The organism is Butyrivibrio fibrisolvens, from assembly GCF_037113525.1.
In the GTDB taxonomy this organism is placed as follows: domain Bacteria; phylum Bacillota; class Clostridia; order Lachnospirales; family Lachnospiraceae; genus Butyrivibrio; species Butyrivibrio fibrisolvens.
In genome coordinates this window covers 1,447,359-1,471,879 of the sequence record NZ_CP146963.1, presented here as the reverse complement: position 1 = coordinate 1,471,879, position 24,521 = coordinate 1,447,359, and the positions used below count along the sequence as shown (strand labels likewise).

Here is a 24,521-nt window from a genome sequence, read left to right as displayed (position 1 = left end):
CCCTAAAGCCTTGCCCTAACCAATCAGCCGTAGTAATTGCTGTGTGTGTCTTTCGCTTTGTTGTGACTTAATGATATCGCTTTAAGTTGGAGATAAAAAGATGCAGATTGACTTGATTCTACAACCCCAATATAATGTTATATATACGTATATTTCATTTATTTTATGTATTTTTGCAACCCCAATTAAGAGGCACCCCCATGACTGAGAAATATAAAATCTACCTTTCAGAAGATACAAGATCAAGACTTATAAACGACGCAGAGCTCTTTGAGTTCACTAAAAAGGACGAGTCCGTGAATCTCAATGCTTTCTTAAAGACACTGATCGTCAACTATTTTGACCGCTACAGGAAAGACAGCGAAAGTCTCCTTTCAAACATCAAGCAGGATCTTTCCAGCATCACATCAATAAGTGATAAGGATGCTGCTGCCCTTGCTGACAAGATCATAAGCACCTATATAAAAGCTGACAGCTCACAAAGTGGCAAGAACTCTGCCCTCACCCTGACTGTAAGCGGTTCTTCTTATGAGATTTTGAGAATTATTGAGAACAATATGCTTAAAGACACTTCTCTGTCACAGTATCTTAAGGACATGTTCAATTCCTATCTGTCCATACCAAGAAGTGAACGAGAAGCCATAATATTCAAAGACTCTTACGAAGATATCCAAAGAGCACTTAACGAGCACAAGATACTCTCTTTTACCAACACAACATCAGGTGATGAAGTGTCCTATCTCGTGGAGCCATATGTAATTGCACCATCCAAGGAAGAACAGTGTAACTATCTGATATGCAAAGACGTATATTATAAGAAGCCAAGAACATTCAGAATCTCCAGGCTCAGAAGCGTCTTCGTAACCTCTGATACTTTTGATATAGATCCAGAATTACAAAAAGAGCTCCAGGAAAAAGCGATCCGGAGCCCTCATTCAGTATCTTTAACAGTTCAGGCAGTAGTACGCCTGAATAAATATGGAGTTAAAAAGTTTAAAGCTATAACCAAGAACAGACCTATTGTTTCCAAAATCGAAGGCGATCTCTACTACTTCGACTGGCCGGAACTTCAGTTGCAGGAATACTTTGAGCGTTTTGGAAGAGATGCTATCATTATTAAGCCAGCATCTCTCAAAAACAGGATCAAAAGATTCTACTATAATGGATTAAGAGCATATAACAAGTAATAGTAAGAGCAATACAGTACTTACGATCCTTCTGCTGATATTCATGATCATCTGCGGTACCACAGCAATCTTATGAATTCTTTTCAGATTACAAGCAAATGCTTCAATTTACCTATTGTCATTTTTCTTTTAACAACTGCTTTATAAGCATATCATTGGAAACAGCTATATCCGTCAGCCTCTTTGGCAGCGCCAATTCTATTATGACCTTCACAAGGTTGCTGCCTCGGCGACTGTTTTCAATCTTTTTAAGAATGCTATGAGCTTCAATCTGCGGATTTTTTAAAAGCGGAAGCAAAACATAATACAGTTCGTCCTGATCAAAGGATATGTCTCCTATCTTTTTGCCAGTCACTATCTCACAGGCTACAGCACGTTCATCCTTAACGACGATGCTCGCAGGCTCTCCAATGATCAGGCTTAGAGCTTTTATATCTAATATATTATTTTTAATATATCCATTAAATTGATAGACTTCATTATCCTTATCTTCTCGAACCAGCTTACCAATCTTTCTTGCCGAATCAGCCGGAAGAACATATTCTTGCATCATGAGATGAAAGATATCTTTTATCCTGTCTGCTGTAGGCATAACATCATAATCTGTTATGACTTCCTTACAGGCTTCCAGCACACTCTTTGAAAACAAGCTGAACTCTTCCATATCCGGATCCCAGACAAATCTACCTCGAGCCATCTTGGATAATGGCAACTCCTCATCATACATTTTGAACTGAACGTAGATATTTCTTTCCGAAAATGCCGACTTATTCTCAATAGCATCCCAGGTAAACTCATAGGTATCGAGAACAGGCTTTCCTTCGGATTCTTTGATCTTTTTATACGCTTCGATGATTTGTCTTATTTTTTCATCGTCATCCGGATTTCTTTTCCTAGATGGATCAGAATCCGGATGATACATAATGAGAAGCTTTTTGTATTTTGTTTTTATCTTCCGGTCATCATCCTTTTTAGATATGCCAAGAATCTTATAGGCTTCTTTTAGTGTCATACGAATAATATTTTTTGTCTCTTTCTATTTTAAGAAACTCGTAGTAAAGTCTCATATTCACACTCCGCAATAACTCTCATACCCCAGTATTATTTCATCAAAATGACTGAACATAAGATGGTGCTAATAGTTTTATACTTCACCGCTTATACTCCATATTCTCTAGCTTTATGACATATGGTTCAAAATCTTATCTGGCTCAAGTTTTCCCCAGCTGCAAACTTCTCGTACATATCTATTTTCCTTTTATACATTTCAAGCACAAAGGAAATTCTCTCTTCACTAACCTGTGAATCCTTAAGATACATCTCTTTGATATACTCCGGACTAGGCAATAGTTGCACATCAATAAGCTTCTTATTCTGTACATATTTAAGCAATTCGAGCTCTGTTTCTTTAAATCCCTGCGTATCCTGAGACAATACGTACTTATCTGTCACAGGAACTATATCCCTTCCAACAAGCATACTCTTCCCACTGTCATAGATTGGTGCCATGGATATGAATTTAAGAGTATTAGCATCACGTAAAACGGATATATTGGTCAGATGTCTGTCACGATTACTGAAAATAAAATCTATCAAGATTTCAAACTCCAAATACTCTCTGACAGAATCTCCGTCCAGTCCGTTTTTCTCGCAAACATTTATAAAGTGCTCATATCTAGAAAGATTGTTTGGTTTCTGCTCACTAGTCATTACCGCGTATGCAGAAACCAGTTCTTTCTCTTGAGATGTAAATAATTCTGAAATGCAACCAAAATCATAGTTTTTGCCATCTATATGAAGCAATGAATATTGCACCGCATCCTTGCCCTGAGCTTTGATTGCCTTGCTTATGATAACTTCATTAATGCTCTCACTGGAGTAAATATCATGATTACCTTTAACAAGCTTCCTAATACCACCGTCAATGATCCATGTCTTCTCCAGATTACCCTGAAGAGAGGAATTAGGCTGATACTCCAAAGTCTCATTGTCATTATAGTTAATTTTCCCAAGCAAAAGGTTTTCCTTGAAATCATTGTCAAAAAGGTTTACCTTTTCCCAAGTAAGATCTGTCCCCAAAGGCCTTATCCAGTAATAGTCAGTCAAACTAAGCCCCAGATTATGCGTAAGAAAAAGGCCTGTAGTCTCAATGCCATTGTCTCTAAGCATTTTCTCTATCTTACCTTGCTTAATCGGAATAGCACGATCTCGCCACCACTCTATAACGCCCCTTGGACTTGTTCTGTTCTGGAGTGGCATAAGAGCCATGTTTTCTTTCTTTCCTAATCTGATAATATTTCCATCCACGCCGATCTGAAGCATCATTACTTCTTCATTTTTTCGCATCAGAGTAAACATTGCCATATCACTCACCACCTAACAGTTCATTTTCGTATTCATTTTCCAGAGACATCCAGGCATAGTCTGAAACAAAGCTACTCGGAACATCTTTTTGCTCTTCCAACTTCTTAATCTTCCTGACTCCATCAACAATGTAATCTATTTCATAATGGTCATCACCCGACAAAAGAAGTCTTCCGGAGATGTCATATTCGTCGCTATGAGTAGTTTCAATAAGAATTTCTCCTCTATCGCGATAGATTGCTTCCATAATCGCTCTATTCACAAATTCGCCCATAGTTTCGCCCATAGCCTCAGCATGAGCTTTTATGAAGTCCAGATTACCTTTATCCGTACGAACTCTGATCTGATCAGTAGAACTTACATATCTTCGCGTTGCCTCTTTCTGTGCTTCTGTATAAATCGCGCCCATATCTTTTCACCTCGCAAAAATATAGATACACTATATCTATATTTATAGTGTATCTATACATGCCATAAGTGTCAATATAGTTAATTCAGCTTTGTCTTCATCTGAATTTTTATACATCAAACGCTTTTCTTAGCTGCTTCAAGAGCTTCGATAACCTTGTCGCAGAATGCATCAAATTCAGGATCTTCTTCATATTTTTCAGGATGTGCAAGCACATACTCGAGAGCTATGCGGACTCCCTTATGATAAGGAATTGTTGTGGTCATCTGTGGTACGAGCCTCTTAAGTTTACTATTGTCAAAGATAACAGATACTGACTTATCACCAAGAAGGCTGCCCCTGAAATCGTAGCCATACTTAGCTCCAACCTCGCTCAAAAAGTCGGAAGATACATGATATGGCTTAAGCTCTACGCCAAGAGCATCTGCTATTGTCCTGTAGATCTGATCCCAGGAAAGGATCTCATCTCCTGTTATCTGGAAAGCTTCGCCTATAGCATGTCTGTTACCCATAAGACCGGTAAATCCAACCGCAAAATCTCTATTAAAAGTAAGTGCCCACAATGATGAGCCATCACCCTGAATGATAACCTGCTTACCCTGCTGCATACGCCTTATAACCTGATAAAAACCTTTGTTTCCATGAACTCCTAACGGAATATTTCTTTCATCATAGGTGTGACTTGGTCTTACTATAGTTACAGGAAAGCCTTCTTCTCTGTACTTGCCAAGCAGATATTCTTCACAGGCTATCTTGTTTCTGGAGTATTCCCAATAAGGATTAGCCAGAGTTGTTCCCTCTGTTATCACATGATGTGCTGCAGGCTTATTATATGCAGATGCTGAACTTATGAAAATATACTGTTTCGTTCTGCCATTAAACAGCCTGTAGTCACGTTCAACCGCCTTTACATCAAATGCTATAAAGTCGCTAACTACATCAAACTCCATACCATCAAGCTTTGCACGTATATCTTCTTCGTTATTGATATCCCCAGTTATCTGTTTGACATTTGCCGGAACTTCAGCATTACGATTACCCCTATTTAAAAGATATACCTCCCACAAAGGATCCTCAGAAAGTCTCCTGACTATTCCCATGCTTATAGTTCCTGTACCGCCTATAAATAATGCCTTCATTTATTAACCCTCCTTATGTATGACAGGCACCACCCTTTTTTGGCACCGATGTCATCTCTAGATACTATCAACTATATCAATAATACCATTCCCCCACTTATCAAAAATCTCTATCTTTTCCCCATTTTTAATTTTGCATTTAATATTTCCAATTTTAAATTTCTATTTCTGAGAATTATGATTATCACATACTACATCTTCATTTGACGATTTCGCCGTAAACAACTCCTGAAATTCTTTCCTCCCCGGAACCCATGCCTTTTCGTAAATATGAGTAAAATGATTTTTGACAGTCTGTTCTGAGATTCCGAACATATATGCTATCCTTCTGTTAGAAAATCCGGACACCTTTAGAAACCCCAGTTCCAACTCACGTTTGGTTAAGCCGAATTTCTGAGCAGTTTTGAGATATTGTTCCTTTGTTATCTCAATCTTCATCATTCGCCTAAATCCATCTCTTCATTCATCTTACGTTCCGCATTCAGCCTTAGCGGCAGAAGCAAAAACTCAATAATGACAGCATAGAACCCTGCTAGAAGACATACTGCCAAATTAGGACCTATAAGCCTCGGATCATCCAATCTGCCAAGAATCAGCATCCCCGAAATGAATATCGCAAAAAGCGCCCCAAATATAGTAAGCTTCTGTGCCGCGTCAACAGCCTCAATTATATTCTTGAGCTGCAACAGACTATACTGCTTTATTCCAACCGAAAACGCCCTTATAAAATCCTTCCACTCTCCCATGATCAGCAGCCCCGGAATCAGCACAAGCAATATTAACAACAATGACGGCAGATCAATAAACCATACAATAGCCGCCAATCCCCAACTGCCCATAAATATATTAAAAACAAATATTCCAATAATCAGTATCAATTCTCCGATCAAGACCAATCTAATATTTCTCTTCATAACAATCGCTCCTTATCTGACAAATTCGACATATAATAGCTATTCCTATCTTGACCTTATCACATGCTCATACGGAATTATATAGTACCTTTTTACGGATTATTGCACACATTAAGATTACTGTTCAAAGGAAGCGGAACAAAACGTGTTATACGTACGAATTCATTGCATTATATGTGCGAAATAAAATGCGCAATAACCCCCAAAAGCATCATCGACAACTTGAATATTCCTGAGCAGGGTGGCAGTTACTAAATGATTTTATGGTCTTTGAAAATTTTATTAAATTCAAGAGTATGGTAGATGGAGATTTATATTCCCGCTTAGGGTCCGCATGTCTGAGCGAAGCGAGTTTCGGACCCTGGGAATAGAAATCTCCAGATATCATGCCTTGAATTTTATAAAATTTTCATGACCAAAAAATCATTTAGTAACTGCCACCCTACTCAGGAATAGGCAAAGCCCCCATTATCTGATTCGAATATCTGTCAGGGCGCAGCGATCACCTGTGAGGGCCACGTATACTTTACTGGGATTATCTTTGATATTAGTGGTGCATTCGATGTAGATTCCCATATTTTCAGTCTTGGTTATGATTCGGTTACCCTTTTTCTGGAAGCTGACTGTGCTTTCAACGCCTTGTTTGTTCTTCTCTTTCCACGTATCCCACCCAGGGAACGTGTCTTTCTTTTTCATTATAAAGTTATTATCAGAATAGTCAGATGTGCACTCAATTTCTCCATTTAGCTTTATCAGAGCATACTCATGGTAATCTTCACCCTTAATACGCCCATCACCTGAGCTGTAAATAACTACATACGGGCAGTGCCAGATAAAGCTTGCTACAGGAAGACTTACGCTGTGGAATATCAGTTTCATCTCTCTGTCAAGTTCTATACCTTCTGTATATGCAGAGCAAGTCTGGTTGATCTGAATATTCTTGATATCAGATTCATAGTGATCTATATAGCTAACTTCATCAGCAATTCTCGGAATATATGAAGCGTCAACGATCTCATCTGTCTGTTCTATGGCAATGTCACTTATCTTGCAGTGTTCGCCGGTTATGCCAATATACAGAGATGTTGCACCGTCTCTAAAAGCTATAACGATTTCTCTTGTTCCGCCTGGGCTCTTCATATTGAGTTTTATGTGATCTTCATATCTCGCAGCAGCTATCTCATATCTTGAAGCATTTTTCTCGTAACCTATAGCAGATGTATCATGTCTTGAAGCTATTTTCTTGTATACTGCAGCAGATGTATCATGTATTCCTTTTTCTTGTACTTCTTTGACCAGTTTTCCATCTGATGATCCGTCAACAACACTCACAGACACCTTCCGTGCAGCAGTATTTACAACATGGCCGTCAAACCATACTTCACAAAATTCCTGATACTTATATGCTTCTATAGCTTTTGCATCTTTATGTATACGTCTGTCAAAAGAGTCAAATATGATAATTGAAGGAGCGGTAAACTGTCCTTCTGTGACGATATCCTCACTACTGTCAAAAGATATATTTGTTATTGCGCTTCCCACAGGTATGCCAAGGGATACCTTGTCCCTGTATTCACCGCAGATAAGCTTTTTTTCTACAAGTGATATATCATCATGACTCTTCCTACTGGTTTCTTCATCAATGATGCCTACCATAAGTCCTGCATAAAGAGGGTCAAACTCAGCTCCTGCTCCTTTTACAAAGGCTTCTCTTGCAACGAAGTCAGGTCTTGCATCGCGGTATCTCTTTTTACTGGTCATGGTGACATAGGCATCTGCAACAGCTACCACTCTGGCGATCTCCGGGATATCCGCTCCCTTTCGGCCCTCAGGATAGCCTGTTCCGTTATATCGTTCATGGCTGTAACCGGCGCCAAGGCTAAGATATGGGTACTCTGTAATGTTTGACAGGATTTCTTTGCCAAGGACAGGCTTTTGTCTGATCGCTTCAAAGTCAAGCTGCGTGGGATCTGCCCCATTCTTTATGACAGAATCGGGAATACCAATAAGGCCGACATCATGAAGAAGGCCTGCATAGTAGGCTTTCTTGCAATCCTCTTCACTCTTGCCGGCAAGCTTCGCAAGCTTTTGTGAATATTCCGCAACTCTTACAGCATGACCTTTAGTGAAGTCATCTTTTTGCTCAACTGCAGATACAAAGGCCTTAGCCGTCTGGTCAAAGAGGCGTTCCATTCGTCTCTTTTCCCCCTGCATATCCTGAATCTCGATCTGATGAGCGTGCTCAACTGTGTTATTAATATCAAGATAAGTGAATATATAAAGACTTATTGATACCAGTACCATTGCCATATTCACGATAGAGATACCGTAAGCGAAAAACTGTATCAAAGCGAAGGTAATGGGAACAAATATATATATGACCATGGACACGTAGATAAGCCTGCTAAATTGCTTTTTGTACTTTCTTATGACCGTATACTGAATAATCGGGCCTATTAAGGGAATTATATAGGAAATAAAGAACCAGTCTCCTCTTTGATATAAATTGTTGTGGTCAAAAGTATAATAGAGACCGGTAAATGCTGAGATTATCGCCATAAGCATCGCCATGACAGACATGATATTGACGATAATAAGCCTTCGTGGAAGTGGAGAAAGCTTTCCTTCAGCCGACAGATAGTCGCATATAAACAGGTTGAAGCCAACGACTATGGTAGGAGTCAGAATGAAGACCATCAGATTAGAAAAGCGCACCATATAATATGCCTTATGGCTTATGTCACCTGCATAAATATAGGCAAGTCTGTCAAACCATAAAAGGAACATGGCTGTAAGCTCCATCAGGATAAGTATCCATTTTCTCCTTTTGGAAAGGAATCTCGTGATCAAAAGTAAAAGAGCCAGTATTCCGCAACTTCCACAGAGAACAAGCATTATATTAAGTTGGTTTTCTCTGATAAATTCAAACATAGAACACCTTTTTATGAATGCAGGATAAAGAACTCTTCAAGCTTATCCAAAAGTTCATCCTTTTGTATCGTCTTCAGAAAATACCCTTCGGGCTTAAGGGCTACAACTTTCATAACGCTTTCCTTATCGCCTTTACCTGTCAGGAACATGACAGGGATGACCTTGGTCTCTTCGTCACTTCTTAGCATTTCAAGGACCTGAGGTCCGCTTGTAACAGGCATTTCATGATCCAGGAGGATTAAGTCAACTTTGTTTTTGCCAAGCCATTTGATCGCCTGAAGACCTGAATTAGCCATAAACACTTTGTACTTGTCTTTGAGCCACTCTCTGACTATTCCAAGATAGTTGGGGTCATCGTCAACTACAAGGATGCTCTTTTTGAACTCACCCAGTCTTACTTTGGTAAAATAGTCCTTTATAGTATTAACATAGGTGGCATTATCAACAGGTCTGGAAAAAACGCTGTAGATAAGATCACCAGGAATCAGCTTTGATACCTGCTGCAGGTCGTTTTGCTCTCCAATAAGGATCATCTGCATGCTTTTTTCACTAAGCTTGTCCACAAGAAAATGCAGGATATCATCTCCTGGAATATCGCCTTCATCCATATAGAGTGTGACCATGGACGAGTCATCAAGCTTTTTGAATATCTCGTTTATGATACATGGCACATATTCGCACGAAATCCCCGCGTCCCTGGTCTTACCCACAAGCACGCGCACTATAAAAGATTCTTTTAATGCAATTACGATCGTCTGATTCTCCGCCATCTTAAGCCTCACATGAGTTAATCTCCGATTAACTCCTTTCTCCTATTATTGTCTCCATACCATCCCAGTCAAATGCTTTGAGCATCTTTCCGAGTTTGCCAATTATCTCTGAATCTTTTTCAGGAAGTTTGTATTCCTTGAGATTATTAAGTATCAGTTCTACGCTGTCATAGTCCATCTGCGGTATAACATCCTTAAGAGCGCTGTATGCATCTTCAAGTTCAGAAGGATCGATTTCTTTTTTGTCCTTGTCCTGTGCTGCATTCTGGCTAGATTCAAGTCTTGATAGCTTGTCTTTAAAAGACAGGTATTCTGTGAGCATATCTGCATTTATAAGATCTATGAACTGCTTATCCTGCTTATTGCCCGCTTCCTCAAGATCGGCACATATCTTGGAGAATCCCAGTGCGCCTATGATCCTTGCAGAGCTCTTAAGAGCATGGACTTTGATCGTATATAGTCTTAAATCTCCTGCATCATAAGCATCGCCTATGACTTTGGCATTTCCATCGATGGTCTCAAGGAAAAGCTTTAATGAGAAAATATATGATGAAATGCCGCCTGAATTCTTGATTCCTTCTTCTACCGTGATCTCAGGAATATCATATAGCCAGCTAAACTCTTCAGGCATAGAAGTAAGTTCTTCTACTTCATCTTCCGCTTCTGGAGTTAACATGATTTCCTTAGGCAGATGCTCCATAATAGCTGATTCAAGAGCTTTACTGTCAACAGGCTTAGCCAGATATCCTGTAAATCCCTTGGACTTATAGAACTCTTCTCCTACGGATGCGTTAGCTGTAAGCGCATAAACAGGGATATCGGGATCGTTTTGACGGATTCTTCCTATTGTTTCTATTCCGTCCATTCCGGGCATCATGTGATCAAGGAATACTATGTTGAACTTTGTAGTCTTCATCTTCTCAAGACATTCTTCGCCGCTGCCTGCAGTAGTTACAAATATCTTGGTTGCCTTAAGAAGTCCCTTCATAACACTTAAGTTCATTGGATTATCATCAACTACAAGGACGTCTGCATCAGGTGCTATGAATTTAGGTACATAAGGCCCTTTTGCTGTGTCTTCACTATGTTCTACAAAAAGACCTATAGGGGTATCATCAACTATTTTTTGCCTTATATTAAGAGTAAACTCAGAGCCTTCACCATAAACGCTTTCGCAGGTCAGGCTTCCGCCCATGATCTGGGCGAATTTTCTTGAGATATCAAGTCCAAGGCCGGTTCCCTGAATGCTGCTGTTCTTCTGCTCTTCAAGCCTTTCGTATGCTGTAAAGAGCTTATCCATGTCTTCCTGTTTAATGCCCATTCCTGTATCTTTTACCACAAAAGATATATCGGCATTATCATCTTCTCTTTCATTAAGGGATACTATAAGTATGAACCCTCCATGTTTTGTATATTTAACAGCATTGGTAAGAAGGTTAAGGACTATCTGTTTGATCTTGCCTGCATCTCCGTAAAGCTTTGTCGGCATGATCTCATCAATTACCACATCAAAGGTCAGCTCTTTTTCATTACTCTTGACCCTTATCATGGATACAACGCTTCTTATAAGCTCAGCTACGTCATATTCCTGCTCTACAAGGTGCATCTTGCCTGACTCGATCTTGGACATGTCAAGAAGATCATTTATAAGACCAAGAAGAGTATCTGCGGCATTTTTTATATCAAAAGCATAGTTCATCATGGACATGAAATATCCTTTTGGAACGCCTGTTGCATCTTCTCTCATGATCATTTCGTTCATGCCAAGAATTGTGTTTATCGGAGTTCTGACTTCATGTGAGATATTTGCAAGGAACCTTGTCTTGGCTGTATTAGCCCTCTGGGCTTCATCCCTTGCCCTGCTGATCTCTTCGTACTGCTTGCGGATGACGGTTCCCTTCATAACGCGCCATACAATGATACCTGTAAATATGGCAGTCAGAATTATACCCATTACTCTGAATATCATCAGTTCAAAGAATTTTGGCTGTTTTATTATTATGTAGCTCTGATCCACCATTGCGGAGGTGTTGCTACCTGCAAGAACCTGTATGTGAAGTGTATAGGTTCCATGTTTCATTCTAGTATATTCAAGCGGAGTAAGTTTACTTTTGGAAACCTGTATGGCATCTTCCAGATTGCCATCCATATAGATATGAACCTGTGGATCCACAACTGTATAATCAAGAACGGCTACTGATATCTTGATTCTCGCATCAGTTGCCGGTAGTACGTATCTTCCCTGCTCATCGATAAGGATCCTTTCATCGCCGCAGTATACAGATTTTACGGCTGCCTTTACCATCATTTTCTCTTCAAAAAAGTGGTCAATGTTAACTTTACAGACTCCCTGTCTTCCTGCAAAATAGAGATTGCCGTCATCATCAACAGCGCTGTAGGAGTTAGATGTTGGCTTACATGGAAGTCCGTTTGAAAGGTCAAAAAGCCTATAGTCATCTATAGCATCGCCTATCATCTTATCTCTACTTATAGTATAAACTCCGAACGAAGATAGTATCCATATATTATTGTTACTATCGCTATACATGTCATAATTGTTATTATTTGGGAAAGTGCTGACGATACTAAATTCGCCCCTTTTAAGATAACCTATACCATTGGACAGGATTACCCAGTAAAGGTCTTCCTTATCATCTTTTTTGATTCTCTGAACCACTTCGCTGGTAAGGCCGTCTTCGCGCCCTAGTCTTCTTACACTTTCATCTGTTATGACGTACAGGCCGTCGCCATCAGTTCCAACAAGGATCTCGCCGTTATCGCCTTCTTCTACAGTCAGAAATATAGTATTCTTGATACCATCATCAGCGCCTACAACTCTTTGTACAAGGCCGTCCTTAATAATGACAAGTCCGCCGTTAGTGCCTGCCGCTATAGAACCATCCGATATCTCTTTTGCGCATCTTATCTCATTACTTGGAAGGCCTTCTTCCATGGTGTAGCTCTTGATCGCGCCATCTTTTGAACAGCACACAAGTCCAAGGCCGTTGCTATAGGTCGATATCCAGAGATTGTCTTTACTATCTGCGCTAATGCATCTGATCCTGGTACCATCAAGATAATCTGTAAGGTTATTGATGACCAGTCTTCCGTCAGGGTCAAGGATATAGAGTCCGCTATCTGTGCCTGCATACAGGTTGCCATCCAAAAGACAGGTGGCGTTAGTTGTTTGCTGTGGCATCTGCGTACTGACTGAAAGATCCTGGAAGTTGCAGGATATGATCTTCATGATTCCCATAGTAGAAGAAGCCAGCCATATATTACCCTGAAAATCTGAGGTGGACATCTCGATACCACTGTCCATAGGCAGGTTTTCTACAAGGTGGAATCTTTCACTCTCATCAATATATCCCAGCTGACTTGTTGATGAGATCCATATCCTGTCGCAGTCATAGCTGATCCAGTGAATGGACTTAATTGGAGTTGTCGATATAAGCTTCATTTCTTTTGCCTTCTTACCGAACTCACCATGATAGATCGTTCCGTCATTCGTGCACAAGTATACGTATCCATCCTGCGCAGGATCTGCAAGGATAGTTGTGATGGTCCTGTCACACAGGTCACCTGCTTTATATACCTTATCTATATTTTTATTTTTTATGGAAAAAACTGTACCGTCCTTGGTAGATCCGTAGACAGTTCCAGCTGAGTCTGAATCAAGCTTAAGGACTCGTTCATTACCAAAAAGCTCTTCACCAATGATATGTATGTTAAGATCTGTATCAGCGTAGCAGACTCCTGCTGTAGTTCCAATATAGATATTGCCTTCAAGATCCTCGGCAAAGTGTCTTATTGATGATGAAGGAAGGCCTTCTTTATAAGTTATCCATGTGGCTCTTTCGCCTTCTATCATTACTACGCCGTTGTCGTTAGTGCCTATCCAGATGCGGCCTTTACTATCTTCAAACAGTCCTCTTCCGCTGGTAAGTCCTTCTGAATAGTCGATCCTGTCAAAAACTATTCCGTCATATCTGTAAATACCGCTATAGCTTCCGATCCAGATGTATCCGTCACTGGAACCAAGGATATAGTTGGCTTCTGATGTCAGAAGGCCGTTTTTTTCATCATAGATAACTGCAGAATATCCAAGGGAAGAAGACTGGCCTGTTACAGCAAAGCCTCCGCCGATAAGGGCAGCGTCTTCTGCGTCCTGGGACATTTCGACGTTGCTGCCATAAGCACTTATGCTGAAGCAATCAGCAATAAGCGTTATGGCGCAAAGAGACGCAATAAGGGCAATAACACTAAGAGAAGATGCTACTAATTTATTTTTTTTAGTAAAAAAACTAAGCATGCTTCTAACCTCTGGAAACTAAATCGCCTGTAACGAATCCAAATAAAATACTCACTTACGAACCAAACTTCTTATAAACTGAACCATTCATGAACTGAATTTATTAAGTACCATCTTCACATCAGATATCGCCTCAAGGAAGACTTCCACGCACTTAGGATCAAACTGCCTTCCGGATTCCTCGGTTATGATGCTGATGGATTTTTCAAGTGAAAATGCGGGTTTATAAACTCTTGGAGATGTGAGGGCATCGAAAACGTCCGCTACAGCCATGATCCTTGCTGAAAGCGGGATGACCTGTCCGTGAAGGCCCTCAGGATATCCTTTTCCGTCCCATCTTTCGTGATGGTAGGCTGCCATGTTCCTTGCTTCTTTGAGATAGTTCTCTCCTTTTACAGTACTGATGGCATTTTCCATGATGTTTTTGCCGGCTGTAGTGTGAGTTTTCATTATCTCGAACTCTTCAGGTGTGAGCTTTCCCGGTTTATTAAGGATTCCATCCGGGATGTTGATCTTGCCTATATCGTGGAGAGGGGCAGATCTTACTACATCGGACATAAATTTAGGCGTTATCTTTTCTGCGTAGTAGCCTTTTTTCTTAAGACCTTCGACGATTATTTTCACATAAAGAGCTGTCTTTTGAATGTGCTCGCCTGTGTCCGAATCTCTTTTTTCAACCATATCAGCCATGGTGATGATAAGGCCGTCCTGCATCTTTAAAGTTGCTTCCGAAAGCTTTCTAAGGTCCCTGATCTGTTCGGAAATGTTGAGGGTCATGTTGCAAATGGAATCATAGAGCTTTTCAAGTTCATCATTGGTCTTAATCTCAAGAGATCTTATGGTCTTTACATTTTCATCAAGCTGCTCCTGCTCGTAGCCAAGATGTGTAAAATCGTCCACGCACTTGGCCATGCTCCTTATCGGGTAAGACATGCAAATGTTGGTAAACCACATATTGTTGGACAAAACCAGGATGAAGAAGCCTAGGAATATCAGGAAGAATCTGAGCGTAAAGTTCTGCATGTAATCCGCCATATAAGTTACGGAAACGTCCGCTATGGCATAACAGATAAACTCTCCATCTTCATCTGTGATCGGGTAAAAGACGGATCTCTTCCAATCAGTGATAGTGCCATGTTCTATGGGATTTATGTTTTCTCCCTTTAACAGATTGGGGATATATTCAATGATCTCATCATCATATTCAAAGACAGCATCGTTCTCGCCATTAAGGCTTTCTTGAGGCTCAACCTCGAAGATAACCCTGCCTTCTTTTTCACCAAACTTTACAAGGCGTATCGCTTCTACAGACTCGAAGCTGTCTATGATCTTCTTGATAAGAGCCTCTGTCTCCTTATACTTAGAGTCTGTATTGGTGTTTATGACGGTATGCTTTAAATCGTCTTTGTTGACCATTTCAGATAGGAGCCTAAGGGAATTGTATGCGTCAACTGTCAGTGTTTCTTTATATTTGGAAAAATAGAGTCTTACGCCGCTCCATCCCGTAACGACAACAAGAAGGACAGACGTTAAGATGAGCATGGCAGTTGCCCTTTTTTGAAGTGAATGATTAAGGCCTTTGCCCCATTCTTTTAATTTACTAAGATCATCACTATTAAGAGGTCGCTGTTTCCAGTCTCCTTGTTCGAATTGCTTTTTGACCTCGTCCGGGAGAATCTTCAATATTAGCCACGCCAGAGCAACAGCAAGGCCCTTATCAAATATTTCGACAAAAATAGTGAAGATAAAATAAGCCCAGAACATGGGGATTCCGATGGATGAAGAAAGCATCAGTACAGCTTCTGAATTTTTGGCAGCCTGCGCTCCCTCTAACAAAAACCAGCTGATACTGGAACTGATGATGCCTGTGGCGAATGCTATGATCAGGACAAAAACGATAACTTTGGAAATCTTTTTATGGAGATTGTTCCTGACAAACCATGTGGTCAGGATCGCGATAATGGCGTTGATAAAGCCAAAATAGATAAAATTGGCATGTATTAGTGCCATGATGGCATTCGAAGCAACAGCTGTAAGGATTCCGGGGAAAAGACCTACAGCTGCTGACACGGCAATAGTACCCATGGTGTCGAGATAGAATGGAAGTCCGAGCCTAAGCATAATGCAGGCAAAGACTACATTCACCAGGATACCTACACCGGATAAAAACATACGTTGCCATAAACCGCTTTTAATTATCTTATCAAATCTAAATGAAGCCATAAGCCACCATAGACTAAAAAAATCACCACAAACCGCATATCATATATCGGCTTGTGGTGGAGATTTGTAAAGGAGGTATCGCCTATCCCGGAGGGTGGAAGCTGATAAATGGATAAAACTAGTTTATCAGCATAGGATTAGCTGGCAAGGTCTCTTCGGTTGTAGTTCCAGAAAGCGAAAATCAGTCCGGAAATTAGAAGAATTATTGCAAGAATAATAGATTTGGTTTGAACCTCTACGTCGGTGAATATCTCGGCAGCGTTGGCGTAGGAATAGGGGCCGATGAAGAGGTAGTCTTTGAGGTCGGGGATTACGCGACCCATTACGTCGAAGGAGTAGAATAAAAGGGCCATTCCAAGGCCGAGGCCCATTCGGTTTTTGCCGGGGAAGGATGAGAGGGCAAAGCAGATTCCGGCTACCTCTGCATTCATGAGCAGTTGTCTTGCCATGAAGGTTAAGAACTGGTCGGTGGGGATGTCTTCTCCTAGAATGTTAAAACCTATAAGATAGCAGATGGTGCAGACTGCGGTGAATACAACAAGCATTATTGCGACGCATATGGCTTTGGCGGTAAGTACTTTGCTTCTGGATAAGGGAAGTGAAAAGATGAATTCGCCGGTGTGGGCGTCTTCTTCTTTTGAAATTATGTTTATAGCTATTATTGCTGCAAACATGCCGCTTCCAAGGCCGTGTACTGCGCCTATTTCTGTTGCGAAGTATCCTTTAAGGGATGCTATGCTTAAGGTGCTCATTCCGAAGGCATCGGAAAAGGCTCCCATGTTGGAGAAGGCATCTGCCATGTCTTTCATCTCGCCTTCCATTGAGCTGTAAAGGAGGATGCAGGAAAGGCCAAGGATTCCGACGGATAAGCTCCAGATTAGCAGGCTTTTTATGTTAAGTAATAATTCTCTTTTTAAAACTGATTTCATATTTGGTTCTCCCTTTTATAAATTTACGACTTTTTGTCACTTCGTTCCAAAAGTCATGTAAATAGGCCTATTCTTCTTCATCTTCGTAGAAACTAAGGAACGTCTCGTCATCAATATGCGGTGTATCCAGCATTGTAAGTCTTCCTTCTCTCATGATTGCTGCATTTTTACAGTATTTGTCGACTTCTGACAGGACATGGGTTGACAGGAGGCAGGTTGCGCCTTGATCTACATATTCATTTATCAGTGCAAAAAAGTTCTTTTGCATAAGGGGGTCGAGGCCGCCGGTTGGTTCATCGAATATGAAGAGTTTGGGCTTGTGCTGCATTGCGCATACTATGCTGACTTTTTTTCTGTTACCAAGAGATAACTGTTTTATCTTCTTTTTAGTATCAACTTTAAGTCTTTCGCATAGTTTTCTTGCTTCTTCGCTGCAGTCCATGCCTCTTACATCTGCTGCGTATTTGATAACGTCTGCAACCTTCATTGAATCGTAGAACCAGGCTTCAGATGGCATATAGCCTACTTCTCTTAAGATTTTCTCGTGATCTTTAATGCTGTCCATTCCAAGGATCTTTATGCTTCCTTCGTTTATTTTCAGAAAGCCAAGCATGGATCTTATGGTTGTGGACTTTCCTGCGCCATTTGGTCCGAGGAATCCAAAAATGTCACCTTTTTGGACGTTTAAAGATACATCTATTACTCCTCTGCTTTTTCCATAACTTTTTGTGAGATGGCTTATCTCTATCACATTTTCTTTCATGATCATCTTCTCCCTTTAGACTATTGGATTTAATTTAATTTCAAGCTCCCAATGTCTGATTTTTTGAATTGCATATATGCGGTCCTTACACTTTATTCATAACAAAAATAAAAAACGGGAACAATACATGTTCCCGTAAGATGCACTATTTGGCCTTTATCATTCACTTTTTTTGTGCTGTGTCTGGAATAATTTCAGATCTTCGTTGAGTTTTTTATCATCTATTATGCGCTTACATTTATATATCAGGTATACGCAGAAGTACACAAGCAATATATATGCGCCGAAAAAAAGGCTGACCATAATGCTCTTGTCAAACCAGTTAAAGAGCCAAGAGAGGAAAGTGTAAACAACGGTGCAGATGATAATTCCAAGTACTTCTTTGCCTCCGAGCGAGTCCGCCTCATCGAAGTTCCACAGAAGGTAGACTTGTATGTATCCTATTATGTAGCAAGTAAAGATGAGCTCTGCCATATGGAGGATGCTTGCGTCGTAGACTCCGTTTATGATCTTGTATACACAGTAAAAAAACAAAAAGGCAAAGAAATAAAGACATGCTTTAAACTCGATACCGATCTCTTTGGTAAGGTATAGCTCCCAGAGGGTAGGCTTTTTATTGTTATTCATATTCAACCTCCTCCTTTTAATAATCTTCTAAATTCAGATGCATATCGTCTTGATATTATGATATGCTCGCCGCCTTCCATCGTGGCATCTATTCTGTTGGAAGAAAGGCTTTTTAGGGCTTTAACCCTGTTAACGTTAATGACCATAGACTTACTGCATCTAAAAAAGCTGCCGTCATCATAGTCTGTCATGAATGAGTTCAGGGTGCCGTCTATCTTCAGGACTTTGTCGCCTGTGTAAGCAAAGACTTTGTCGTCCACTGACTCGAGGTACAAGAGCTTGCCGATCCTGGTGCCTTCTGTGCCCGTGTCGGTCTTACCCCAGAGCTTATCATCGGTCCCTTCGAGGATACCTATTACTTTTTTCATAGAAGGGGTAAGGTCTTTATAACGAATAGTTACATACTCCTCTCCTTCCGGAATCTGCTTAATGTCTATTTTCATCGATTTATCAACTTCCACTTTCAGGAATATTCAAGGTTTTGATGATACTTTATATGTGCTATGTTTTTAGTAATTCTTTTTCTATTGGTATATATAAATCATACCATGCTATAGGTATATAGGAAAAGTAAAGCCTTTAGGGGAAGATTCCACTGAAATAATCCTCGAGCGTTATCCGTACGAGGAGTGTTCAGGGGCATCGTATGTTTAATCGTACAGCTACCTGGTGCATTCAATCCCTACAATGCGAACCGCCACAGCCCCTACGACGAGAGGCAAGGTAGCTCGAGGATTATTTCAGCGGAATCTTCCGGCACAACCTACATTTTTAAATTAAATATCGTTTCTTCATGTGGCAAATGACGATTTATGTTGCCATATGGCAGTTCATTTGTTAGTATGTTACAGACAACGTAAGGAGGTGTTAACAAATGCGCAACAAACTATTTATTCTACTTACAGCCTCAACATTAGTACTTGGAGGCTGTGCTACTTCTTCAGTTGACACTGAAGACACAAACGAGGAGAATATCGAAACATCTGAAGGGTCTTCTATTGGAGACGAAGGTGAAGAACTTGATATTGACGACACAGAAGTTGAATCTGATGATGTATCAGATGATGATTCTGCTTCCGAAGATGAAGCAGGCGAAGAAGACTACTCATCCCAGATCAAAGCTGAGGTTGATGAGGTTGTAGCATCCTCTTCATCATTAACAGATGAGATCAATGGAATATGCGATCTTTATGAAAAGTATGAAAATCTTAGAATGGATGGCGAAACTCAGGTTGAGATGGATTCTCTTAGCATAAATCTTCTTTATGTATGGCAGGCAGAGACAGAAAGTCTTCTTGATCGTATCAAGGAAGCTGATGGATCTCAGTATGAGACAATCTATGCAACATACACAGATTGGGAACAGTATGTAGATGACATTTCTGAGAAGATGGCTTACGAGTATGAAGGCGGTTCTATTCAGGGCATGATCATCACAACATACAGCGCTGAGCGTTATAGAAACGAAGCTGTTAAGCTTGCAGAAAAGCTTGCTGTAATAAATGGCGAGAGCGATTTTGAAGCTCCTGATTTTGGTATCGTTGGCTACTATGGTTCATATGATAGCTTTGATACTTGCGTCATCTGCACAGAAGGCATGGAAAGCGGATCTTACAGTCTTCTCATCTGTATAAAGGGCAAAGAAGACATCCAGGCTTATTTTACAGCAGAATCAAATGATTTTGGATCATACGAATTCACTAACGATGATGGTTCTATAAAAGGTACTATTTCGTTAAAAAGCGGAGCAGGTATGCAGATCACAGAAGCTCCAGATGAGTACAGCGACCTTATTGGTACCGGATTTGTCTTTGATGAAGTATACTAATTCAATACTATATTAAGGATTTCACTGTACCTTTTGACACGCTCTTCTAAAAGTGTGAAAAAGCTTTCATAAAATATAGTATAAAAACACAAACTATAAAGCAGTATAATTTTTAAAGTCTATAACAACACAAATAAACAATAATACATAAAAATAACCAAATCCTACCTCCACAAAAGGCGCCAGAGATTCTATTTCTCCGGCGCCTTATATATTTCAAACATATTTGAGACTTAGTGCAATGAGAACCTGTCCTGCATAATAAAGCAATATATGAATTATTCGTATACTTCTCTTAGGATCAGAACCGAATGTATTTAGTATCAGTAATACATCACTTATCAGAAAAAGAAATGTTCCAAGTGCAAATACAAAAGTAAATGATCCAGGGGATGCTATCACATTGCCAATAGCTACTGCATTTAAAAGCATGATCGCTTCGAGGTAAATGGCTCCTGCAATCTTGATCTTTCTAGAAGTAGTTATTCTCTTATACATCCATATGATCAGAAATACTGTGAGTATCATTCCAATCACAAAACAGACTGGCCAATTTGAAGATATCGTCAAAATTGCAATCAGATATACGATATGCCCTGCCAGAAAAACAGCAATTCCAAGCAGATATATTAGCAACTCTTTTTTCTTTAACACAAATCTAATATTTAATAATACATCTGCTACGCATCCAAGTATCAGGCCATATACCAGAATCCTGGCAACTTCCCCGCCCCCACTGCACAGTAGTCCTAAAAGCACAAAGCAAACAGATGCCAGCCCCTTAAAAATAAGAGCTGACACATATTTTTTCCTGGTTTCTATATAAAGAAATGCTCCTACGAAGATAGCGCATAAAACTATAAGAATGAACTGCATAGTCAGTTCCTCCATCCTTTTATATATCGACCATTCATGGACTAATATTGAGTGATGTATAGATAATACCAAAGGAGTTCTCTATTTTGAGAAAGATGGTAAGGTATACGGTGTGTATACAAATAATATTTTTGATGATTATGAATAATAATCAGCTGGATAATAATTATGGGGCTTGCACATTTTAAGTGCAGGCCCCATCTACTGTCATATGAATGGTACGGCTTTTAGTTCAGCTCTTCAAGTGCCTCGTTAAGGAACTCTGTACCTTCAAGTACAAATCTTCCGTCCTTAATGATAGTCTTTTCATATCCGTCCTTGCCGTATACTGTGATCTCACCAAGTTCGTTGTAAGGAACTGTGATATCTGTATGGCAGCCGAAGTATGCCTTTTCGGGATCTTCGTTTCTGAGAGCACTTACTTCGTTTTCTCTTGCGATTATTTCTTTTCCGTCAGGGTTAAATACTGCGTGGTCTTCGCTGTGTGAATAGCATGTATCACCAAATGCGAAGTGAGGGCCTGTCTTCTCTGCGATGAGGATCGGAAGCTTAGCCTGGATATCGTGCTTGATACCCATTACATAAGCAACTGTGTTAGTTCCGATAGCAAACTCACCCATAGCAAGAGTTTCATGGTTTCTCATGATCTCATCGTCTACAAGCTTTCTGCCGTCAGCGGGATTCTCAAAGTTATTGCATGAGAAATCAGTAACCATACCATCCTTAACAGTGAAGGAAAGGTCTGTATATTTGAGGCCGTTAATGAATACTTCTTTTACATGAAGAAGGCCGTTTGTTCCATTAAGAACAGGTGATGTGAATACCTCGCCAAGAGGGATATTTACGTCATCAAGGCAGTTTTCAAAGTTTGTTTCCTTCTCAGGATTTTTGAGCTCATGGAATGAAACTGTGATGTCTGTCTTGTTGCCATTCATACCTTTGATAACAGCATGATCGCCAAGGTCCAGTGCATCGATAAGTGCCTGCTGGATCTTCTGATACTTTTCTCTTGGAAGAGTATTGATCTTAACTGTATCAGCAAAGATCTGCTCAAACTTATCACCGATTTCAGGAACAGGATAAGCGATGATCGCAAAGCTTCTTTCCTCGCCAGGAAGGAACTCTGTACGAAGGAGTGCGCTCTTATTTACAAGTGATGCAAAAAGAGGTCTCTGCTGTTCATTATATGCAAGTGCTTCTTTTTTGCTTACAGGCTCAAAATCTCTCTCTCCGAAGATTTCGATAGCTGCCGGTCCACCGTGAGAACGTACCTTATCTTTAATGCTTTCATAAGCCTTGCGGAAAGCAGAAAGATATTTTTCCAGATAAGCTTCATCAAGATAGAGAGCCATATCCTGCTTGTGGTCAAAGTCGCTCTGCTTGTTCTCTGCTCCGGAATCTACGATGAATGTGCTTGCAAGTCCCATCTCTTTGAACTGGGCTACAGCAGTCTTGACCATCTTTTCAAAACCTACGTTATAGTAAAAGCAAGCTGATGTCTTCTTACTAAAGTCTACGCCCATAACTTCAAAGCCTTTGCGGTAGCCCTTTGTAAGGGTGCCTGCCATTGCTGTAAGCTCTTCTTCAGACAGGGAATCGATGAACTTTGCAGTTCTTACTTCATTCTCTGAAACAGGAAGTCCATACAGATACAGGAATCTGTAATCACCTGGTTTTACGTGGTCTAAGATATCCATGACTTTCTGATTGTCAGGATCATACTGTCTATGGATTGCTTCATTTGCAACCATGTCAATTACTTCTGTCTGGTGCTTAGAAACAGCTTTCTTCCACTCTTCTACATCTGCACCGTTCTTGTAAAGGTTGTAGATCTCAAGGAAAAGCTCTAAAGCTACAACAAATCTTTCTTTTCTGTTATTAAAGATATGTGTGTTTCCAAATACAAGCTTATCTGCAAGGAAAGCAATGATCTGTCCCTTGTCGCCAAACTCTGCAACAGCCTTTGCAGGGTTTACAAAAGAGTTTTCATAGTTACTTTCAAGCTTCCAGCTGTAGAGCGCATCATTGCCTGCCTGCATTGCGTCTGCATCAAGTTCATAAAAAGAGCCGTCTGCGAGCTTATCGTATGTTTCAAACTGGAGTGATACAAGCTTTGCAGCCTGTGCAAAAAAGCTGTCTTCCTTCTCAGATGTGAAGATTGCAGCTATTTCAGCCTTGACCTTGGCAAGGCGTTCGTTAAGGTCTTGGGTATTTAATGTGTTAATCATTTTCCTATTCTATATCCTTTCATTCGTTATATTTTTATAATCATCATATATATCTAATATCATGTTAGATAATGATAACACAGCAAAGTCCAAAATTCCAGCAAGCTACAAAAATTTATATAAATTTTAAATAAAGAAAAGCCGAAAGCTCATTGCGAAGCTTTCGGCTTTCTTTTTCTTTATTCCATTTAAAGGGGCTTTTTACGAGGCTTCTTTTTGCTTATTATGCCACTGATAATCCTGGATACTACTCCGATAATTAAAACTTCAAATCCAACCTCCATCAGAGTTTCTCCAATTCCATAGTCTATGGCATATTGAATCTGAAGATCAGTCGGCGGATCCTGATATGGAATTCCTGCTCTGAACATCCAATAATCTACACCTATCAAAAAAATGATTATTCCGGCGATGATGAAGCCGTTGAATAAGTTTTTTAGAAATTTGATCATTTTTTTATTCTCCCCCTAACCGTTATTATTTTCAAAAATAAATCTCAATTACAATAGTTCCATTTGTTTTAAGAAATCTTCTACTAAAAAGAATCCATCCATTTCTTTTGTCAGTATTATCTTTTTTGCTTTAAGTCTAAATTTAATACCCGCTATCTGAGCTCTACCACCAAAATAATAACTGACACTCTCAATATCATCAAAGAAATAATTATATTTTTTATTTAACACTGAAAAGTAAAATATATCATTCCCATCAAAAATAATTCTTTTATTCTTATATGATAGAAAAAAGTATAGACATCGTATCAAGGCATATACCATTAATGGTGCAAAAAATAATCTTCCAATATAATCTATAAATAATGATCCGATAGATATACCAATACACACTACGCACCAGAATGCCCCTGCAAATAAATACCATTTACATTTTCCCGAGCAAATAATTCTTTTCATACTACCAGCCTCTTGAAAACATATATTCTCCAGTTCACAGCGACTATTTACAAAAACCATTCTTTTTATAATGCCTTTTAAATTCACGCCATATGTATTAAAACATATTT

Annotated in this window: 20 protein-coding genes; 2 read left to right on the top strand and 18 right to left on the bottom strand. The window is 39.8% G+C overall.

Translation table 11 applies throughout. The features are described from left to right. The first annotated feature begins 200 nt into the window (after positions 1-200). Positions 201-1,187 (top strand): WYL domain-containing protein, encoded by a 987-nt coding sequence (locus tag WAA20_RS05850; protein ID WP_073384825.1) that lies wholly within the window; start codon positions 201-203, stop codon positions 1,185-1,187. A gap of 118 nt (positions 1,188-1,305) precedes the next feature. Here WAA20_RS05850 and WAA20_RS05845 read toward each other — a convergent pair whose 3' ends face one another. From WAA20_RS05845 to WAA20_RS05780, 14 genes are all read right to left on the bottom strand, one after another. Continuing rightward, positions 1,306-2,199 (bottom strand): DnaJ domain-containing protein, encoded by an 894-nt coding sequence (locus tag WAA20_RS05845; RefSeq protein ID WP_073384827.1) that lies wholly within the window; start codon positions 2,197-2,199, stop codon positions 1,306-1,308. 182 nt (positions 2,200-2,381) lie between these two features. Continuing rightward, complete coding sequence (locus WAA20_RS05840; protein WP_073384829.1) at positions 2,382-3,551, bottom strand: HipA domain-containing protein; 1,170 nt, start codon at positions 3,549-3,551, stop codon at positions 2,382-2,384. A 1-nt stretch (position 3,552) separates the two neighbouring features. Continuing rightward, complete coding sequence (locus tag WAA20_RS05835; RefSeq protein WP_073384831.1) at positions 3,553-3,960, bottom strand: hypothetical protein; 408 nt, start codon at positions 3,958-3,960, stop codon at positions 3,553-3,555. 116 nt (positions 3,961-4,076) lie between these two features. Beyond that, positions 4,077-5,099: an NAD-dependent epimerase/dehydratase family protein gene (locus WAA20_RS05830; RefSeq protein WP_073384833.1), complete on the bottom strand. Its 1,023-nt coding sequence runs from the start codon at positions 5,097-5,099 to the stop codon at positions 4,077-4,079. Positions 5,100-5,261: 162 nt separating this feature from the next. Next, a complete protein-coding gene (locus tag WAA20_RS05825; RefSeq protein WP_073384835.1) occupies positions 5,262-5,540 on the bottom strand; it encodes a LuxR C-terminal-related transcriptional regulator in 279 nt (92 codons plus the stop codon). Further along, positions 5,537-6,013 (bottom strand): hypothetical protein, encoded by a 477-nt coding sequence (locus tag WAA20_RS05820; RefSeq protein ID WP_073384837.1) that lies wholly within the window; start codon positions 6,011-6,013, stop codon positions 5,537-5,539. The genes WAA20_RS05825 and WAA20_RS05820 overlap by 4 nt, the downstream gene beginning before the upstream one ends. 468 nt (positions 6,014-6,481) lie before the next feature. Then, positions 6,482-8,944, bottom strand: coding sequence for an HD domain-containing phosphohydrolase (locus tag WAA20_RS05815; protein ID WP_073384839.1), 2,463 nt, complete (start codon positions 8,942-8,944; stop codon positions 6,482-6,484). 11 nt (positions 8,945-8,955) lie between these two features. After that, the gene (locus WAA20_RS05810) at positions 8,956-9,714 is read right to left on the bottom strand and encodes a response regulator (protein ID WP_073384842.1); all 759 of its coding nucleotides are present in this window, start codon (positions 9,712-9,714) and stop codon (positions 8,956-8,958) included. 28 nt (positions 9,715-9,742) lie between these two features. Beyond that, positions 9,743-14,026: a response regulator gene (locus tag WAA20_RS05805; RefSeq protein ID WP_073384845.1), complete on the bottom strand. Its 4,284-nt coding sequence runs from the start codon at positions 14,024-14,026 to the stop codon at positions 9,743-9,745. Between the two features lie 87 nt (positions 14,027-14,113). After that, the gene (locus WAA20_RS05800; protein ID WP_073385038.1) at positions 14,114-16,198 is read right to left on the bottom strand and encodes an HD domain-containing phosphohydrolase; all 2,085 of its coding nucleotides are present in this window, start codon (positions 16,196-16,198) and stop codon (positions 14,114-14,116) included. Between the two features lie 188 nt (positions 16,199-16,386). Next, positions 16,387-17,178, bottom strand: coding sequence for an ABC transporter permease subunit (locus WAA20_RS05795; RefSeq protein ID WP_073384847.1), 792 nt, complete (start codon positions 17,176-17,178; stop codon positions 16,387-16,389). A gap of 67 nt (positions 17,179-17,245) precedes the next feature. Next, complete coding sequence (locus WAA20_RS05790) at positions 17,246-17,941, bottom strand: ABC transporter ATP-binding protein (RefSeq protein WP_073384849.1); 696 nt, start codon at positions 17,939-17,941, stop codon at positions 17,246-17,248. Positions 17,942-18,100: 159 nt separating this feature from the next. Further along, positions 18,101-18,568, bottom strand: a complete 468-nt coding sequence (locus WAA20_RS05785) for a DUF3021 domain-containing protein (protein WP_073384851.1) — start codon at positions 18,566-18,568, stop codon at positions 18,101-18,103. Between the two features lie 2 nt (positions 18,569-18,570). After that, the gene (locus tag WAA20_RS05780; RefSeq protein ID WP_073384854.1) at positions 18,571-19,011 is read right to left on the bottom strand and encodes a LytTR family DNA-binding domain-containing protein; all 441 of its coding nucleotides are present in this window, start codon (positions 19,009-19,011) and stop codon (positions 18,571-18,573) included. Between the two features lie 431 nt (positions 19,012-19,442). Between WAA20_RS05780 and WAA20_RS05775 the strand changes: the two genes are divergently transcribed. Then, a complete protein-coding gene (locus tag WAA20_RS05775; RefSeq protein WP_073384856.1) occupies positions 19,443-20,396 on the top strand; it encodes a hypothetical protein in 954 nt (317 codons plus the stop codon). Positions 20,397-20,612: 216 nt separating this feature from the next. On the opposite strand, the gene WAA20_RS05770 is transcribed toward WAA20_RS05775, so the two are convergent. The 4 genes from WAA20_RS05770 to WAA20_RS05755 form a co-directional block, all read right to left on the bottom strand. After that, entirely contained in the window at positions 20,613-21,272 is a 660-nt protein-coding gene (locus tag WAA20_RS05770) for a lysoplasmalogenase (RefSeq protein WP_073384859.1), read from the bottom strand. A gap of 227 nt (positions 21,273-21,499) precedes the next feature. Continuing rightward, the gene (locus WAA20_RS05765; protein ID WP_073384861.1) at positions 21,500-23,500 is read right to left on the bottom strand and encodes an aminopeptidase; all 2,001 of its coding nucleotides are present in this window, start codon (positions 23,498-23,500) and stop codon (positions 21,500-21,502) included. Positions 23,501-23,688: 188 nt separating this feature from the next. Then, complete coding sequence (locus WAA20_RS05760; RefSeq protein WP_073384863.1) at positions 23,689-23,952, bottom strand: hypothetical protein; 264 nt, start codon at positions 23,950-23,952, stop codon at positions 23,689-23,691. 48 nt (positions 23,953-24,000) lie between these two features. Further along, the gene (locus tag WAA20_RS05755) at positions 24,001-24,411 is read right to left on the bottom strand and encodes a hypothetical protein (protein WP_073384866.1); all 411 of its coding nucleotides are present in this window, start codon (positions 24,409-24,411) and stop codon (positions 24,001-24,003) included. Positions 24,412-24,521 lie beyond the last annotated feature (110 nt).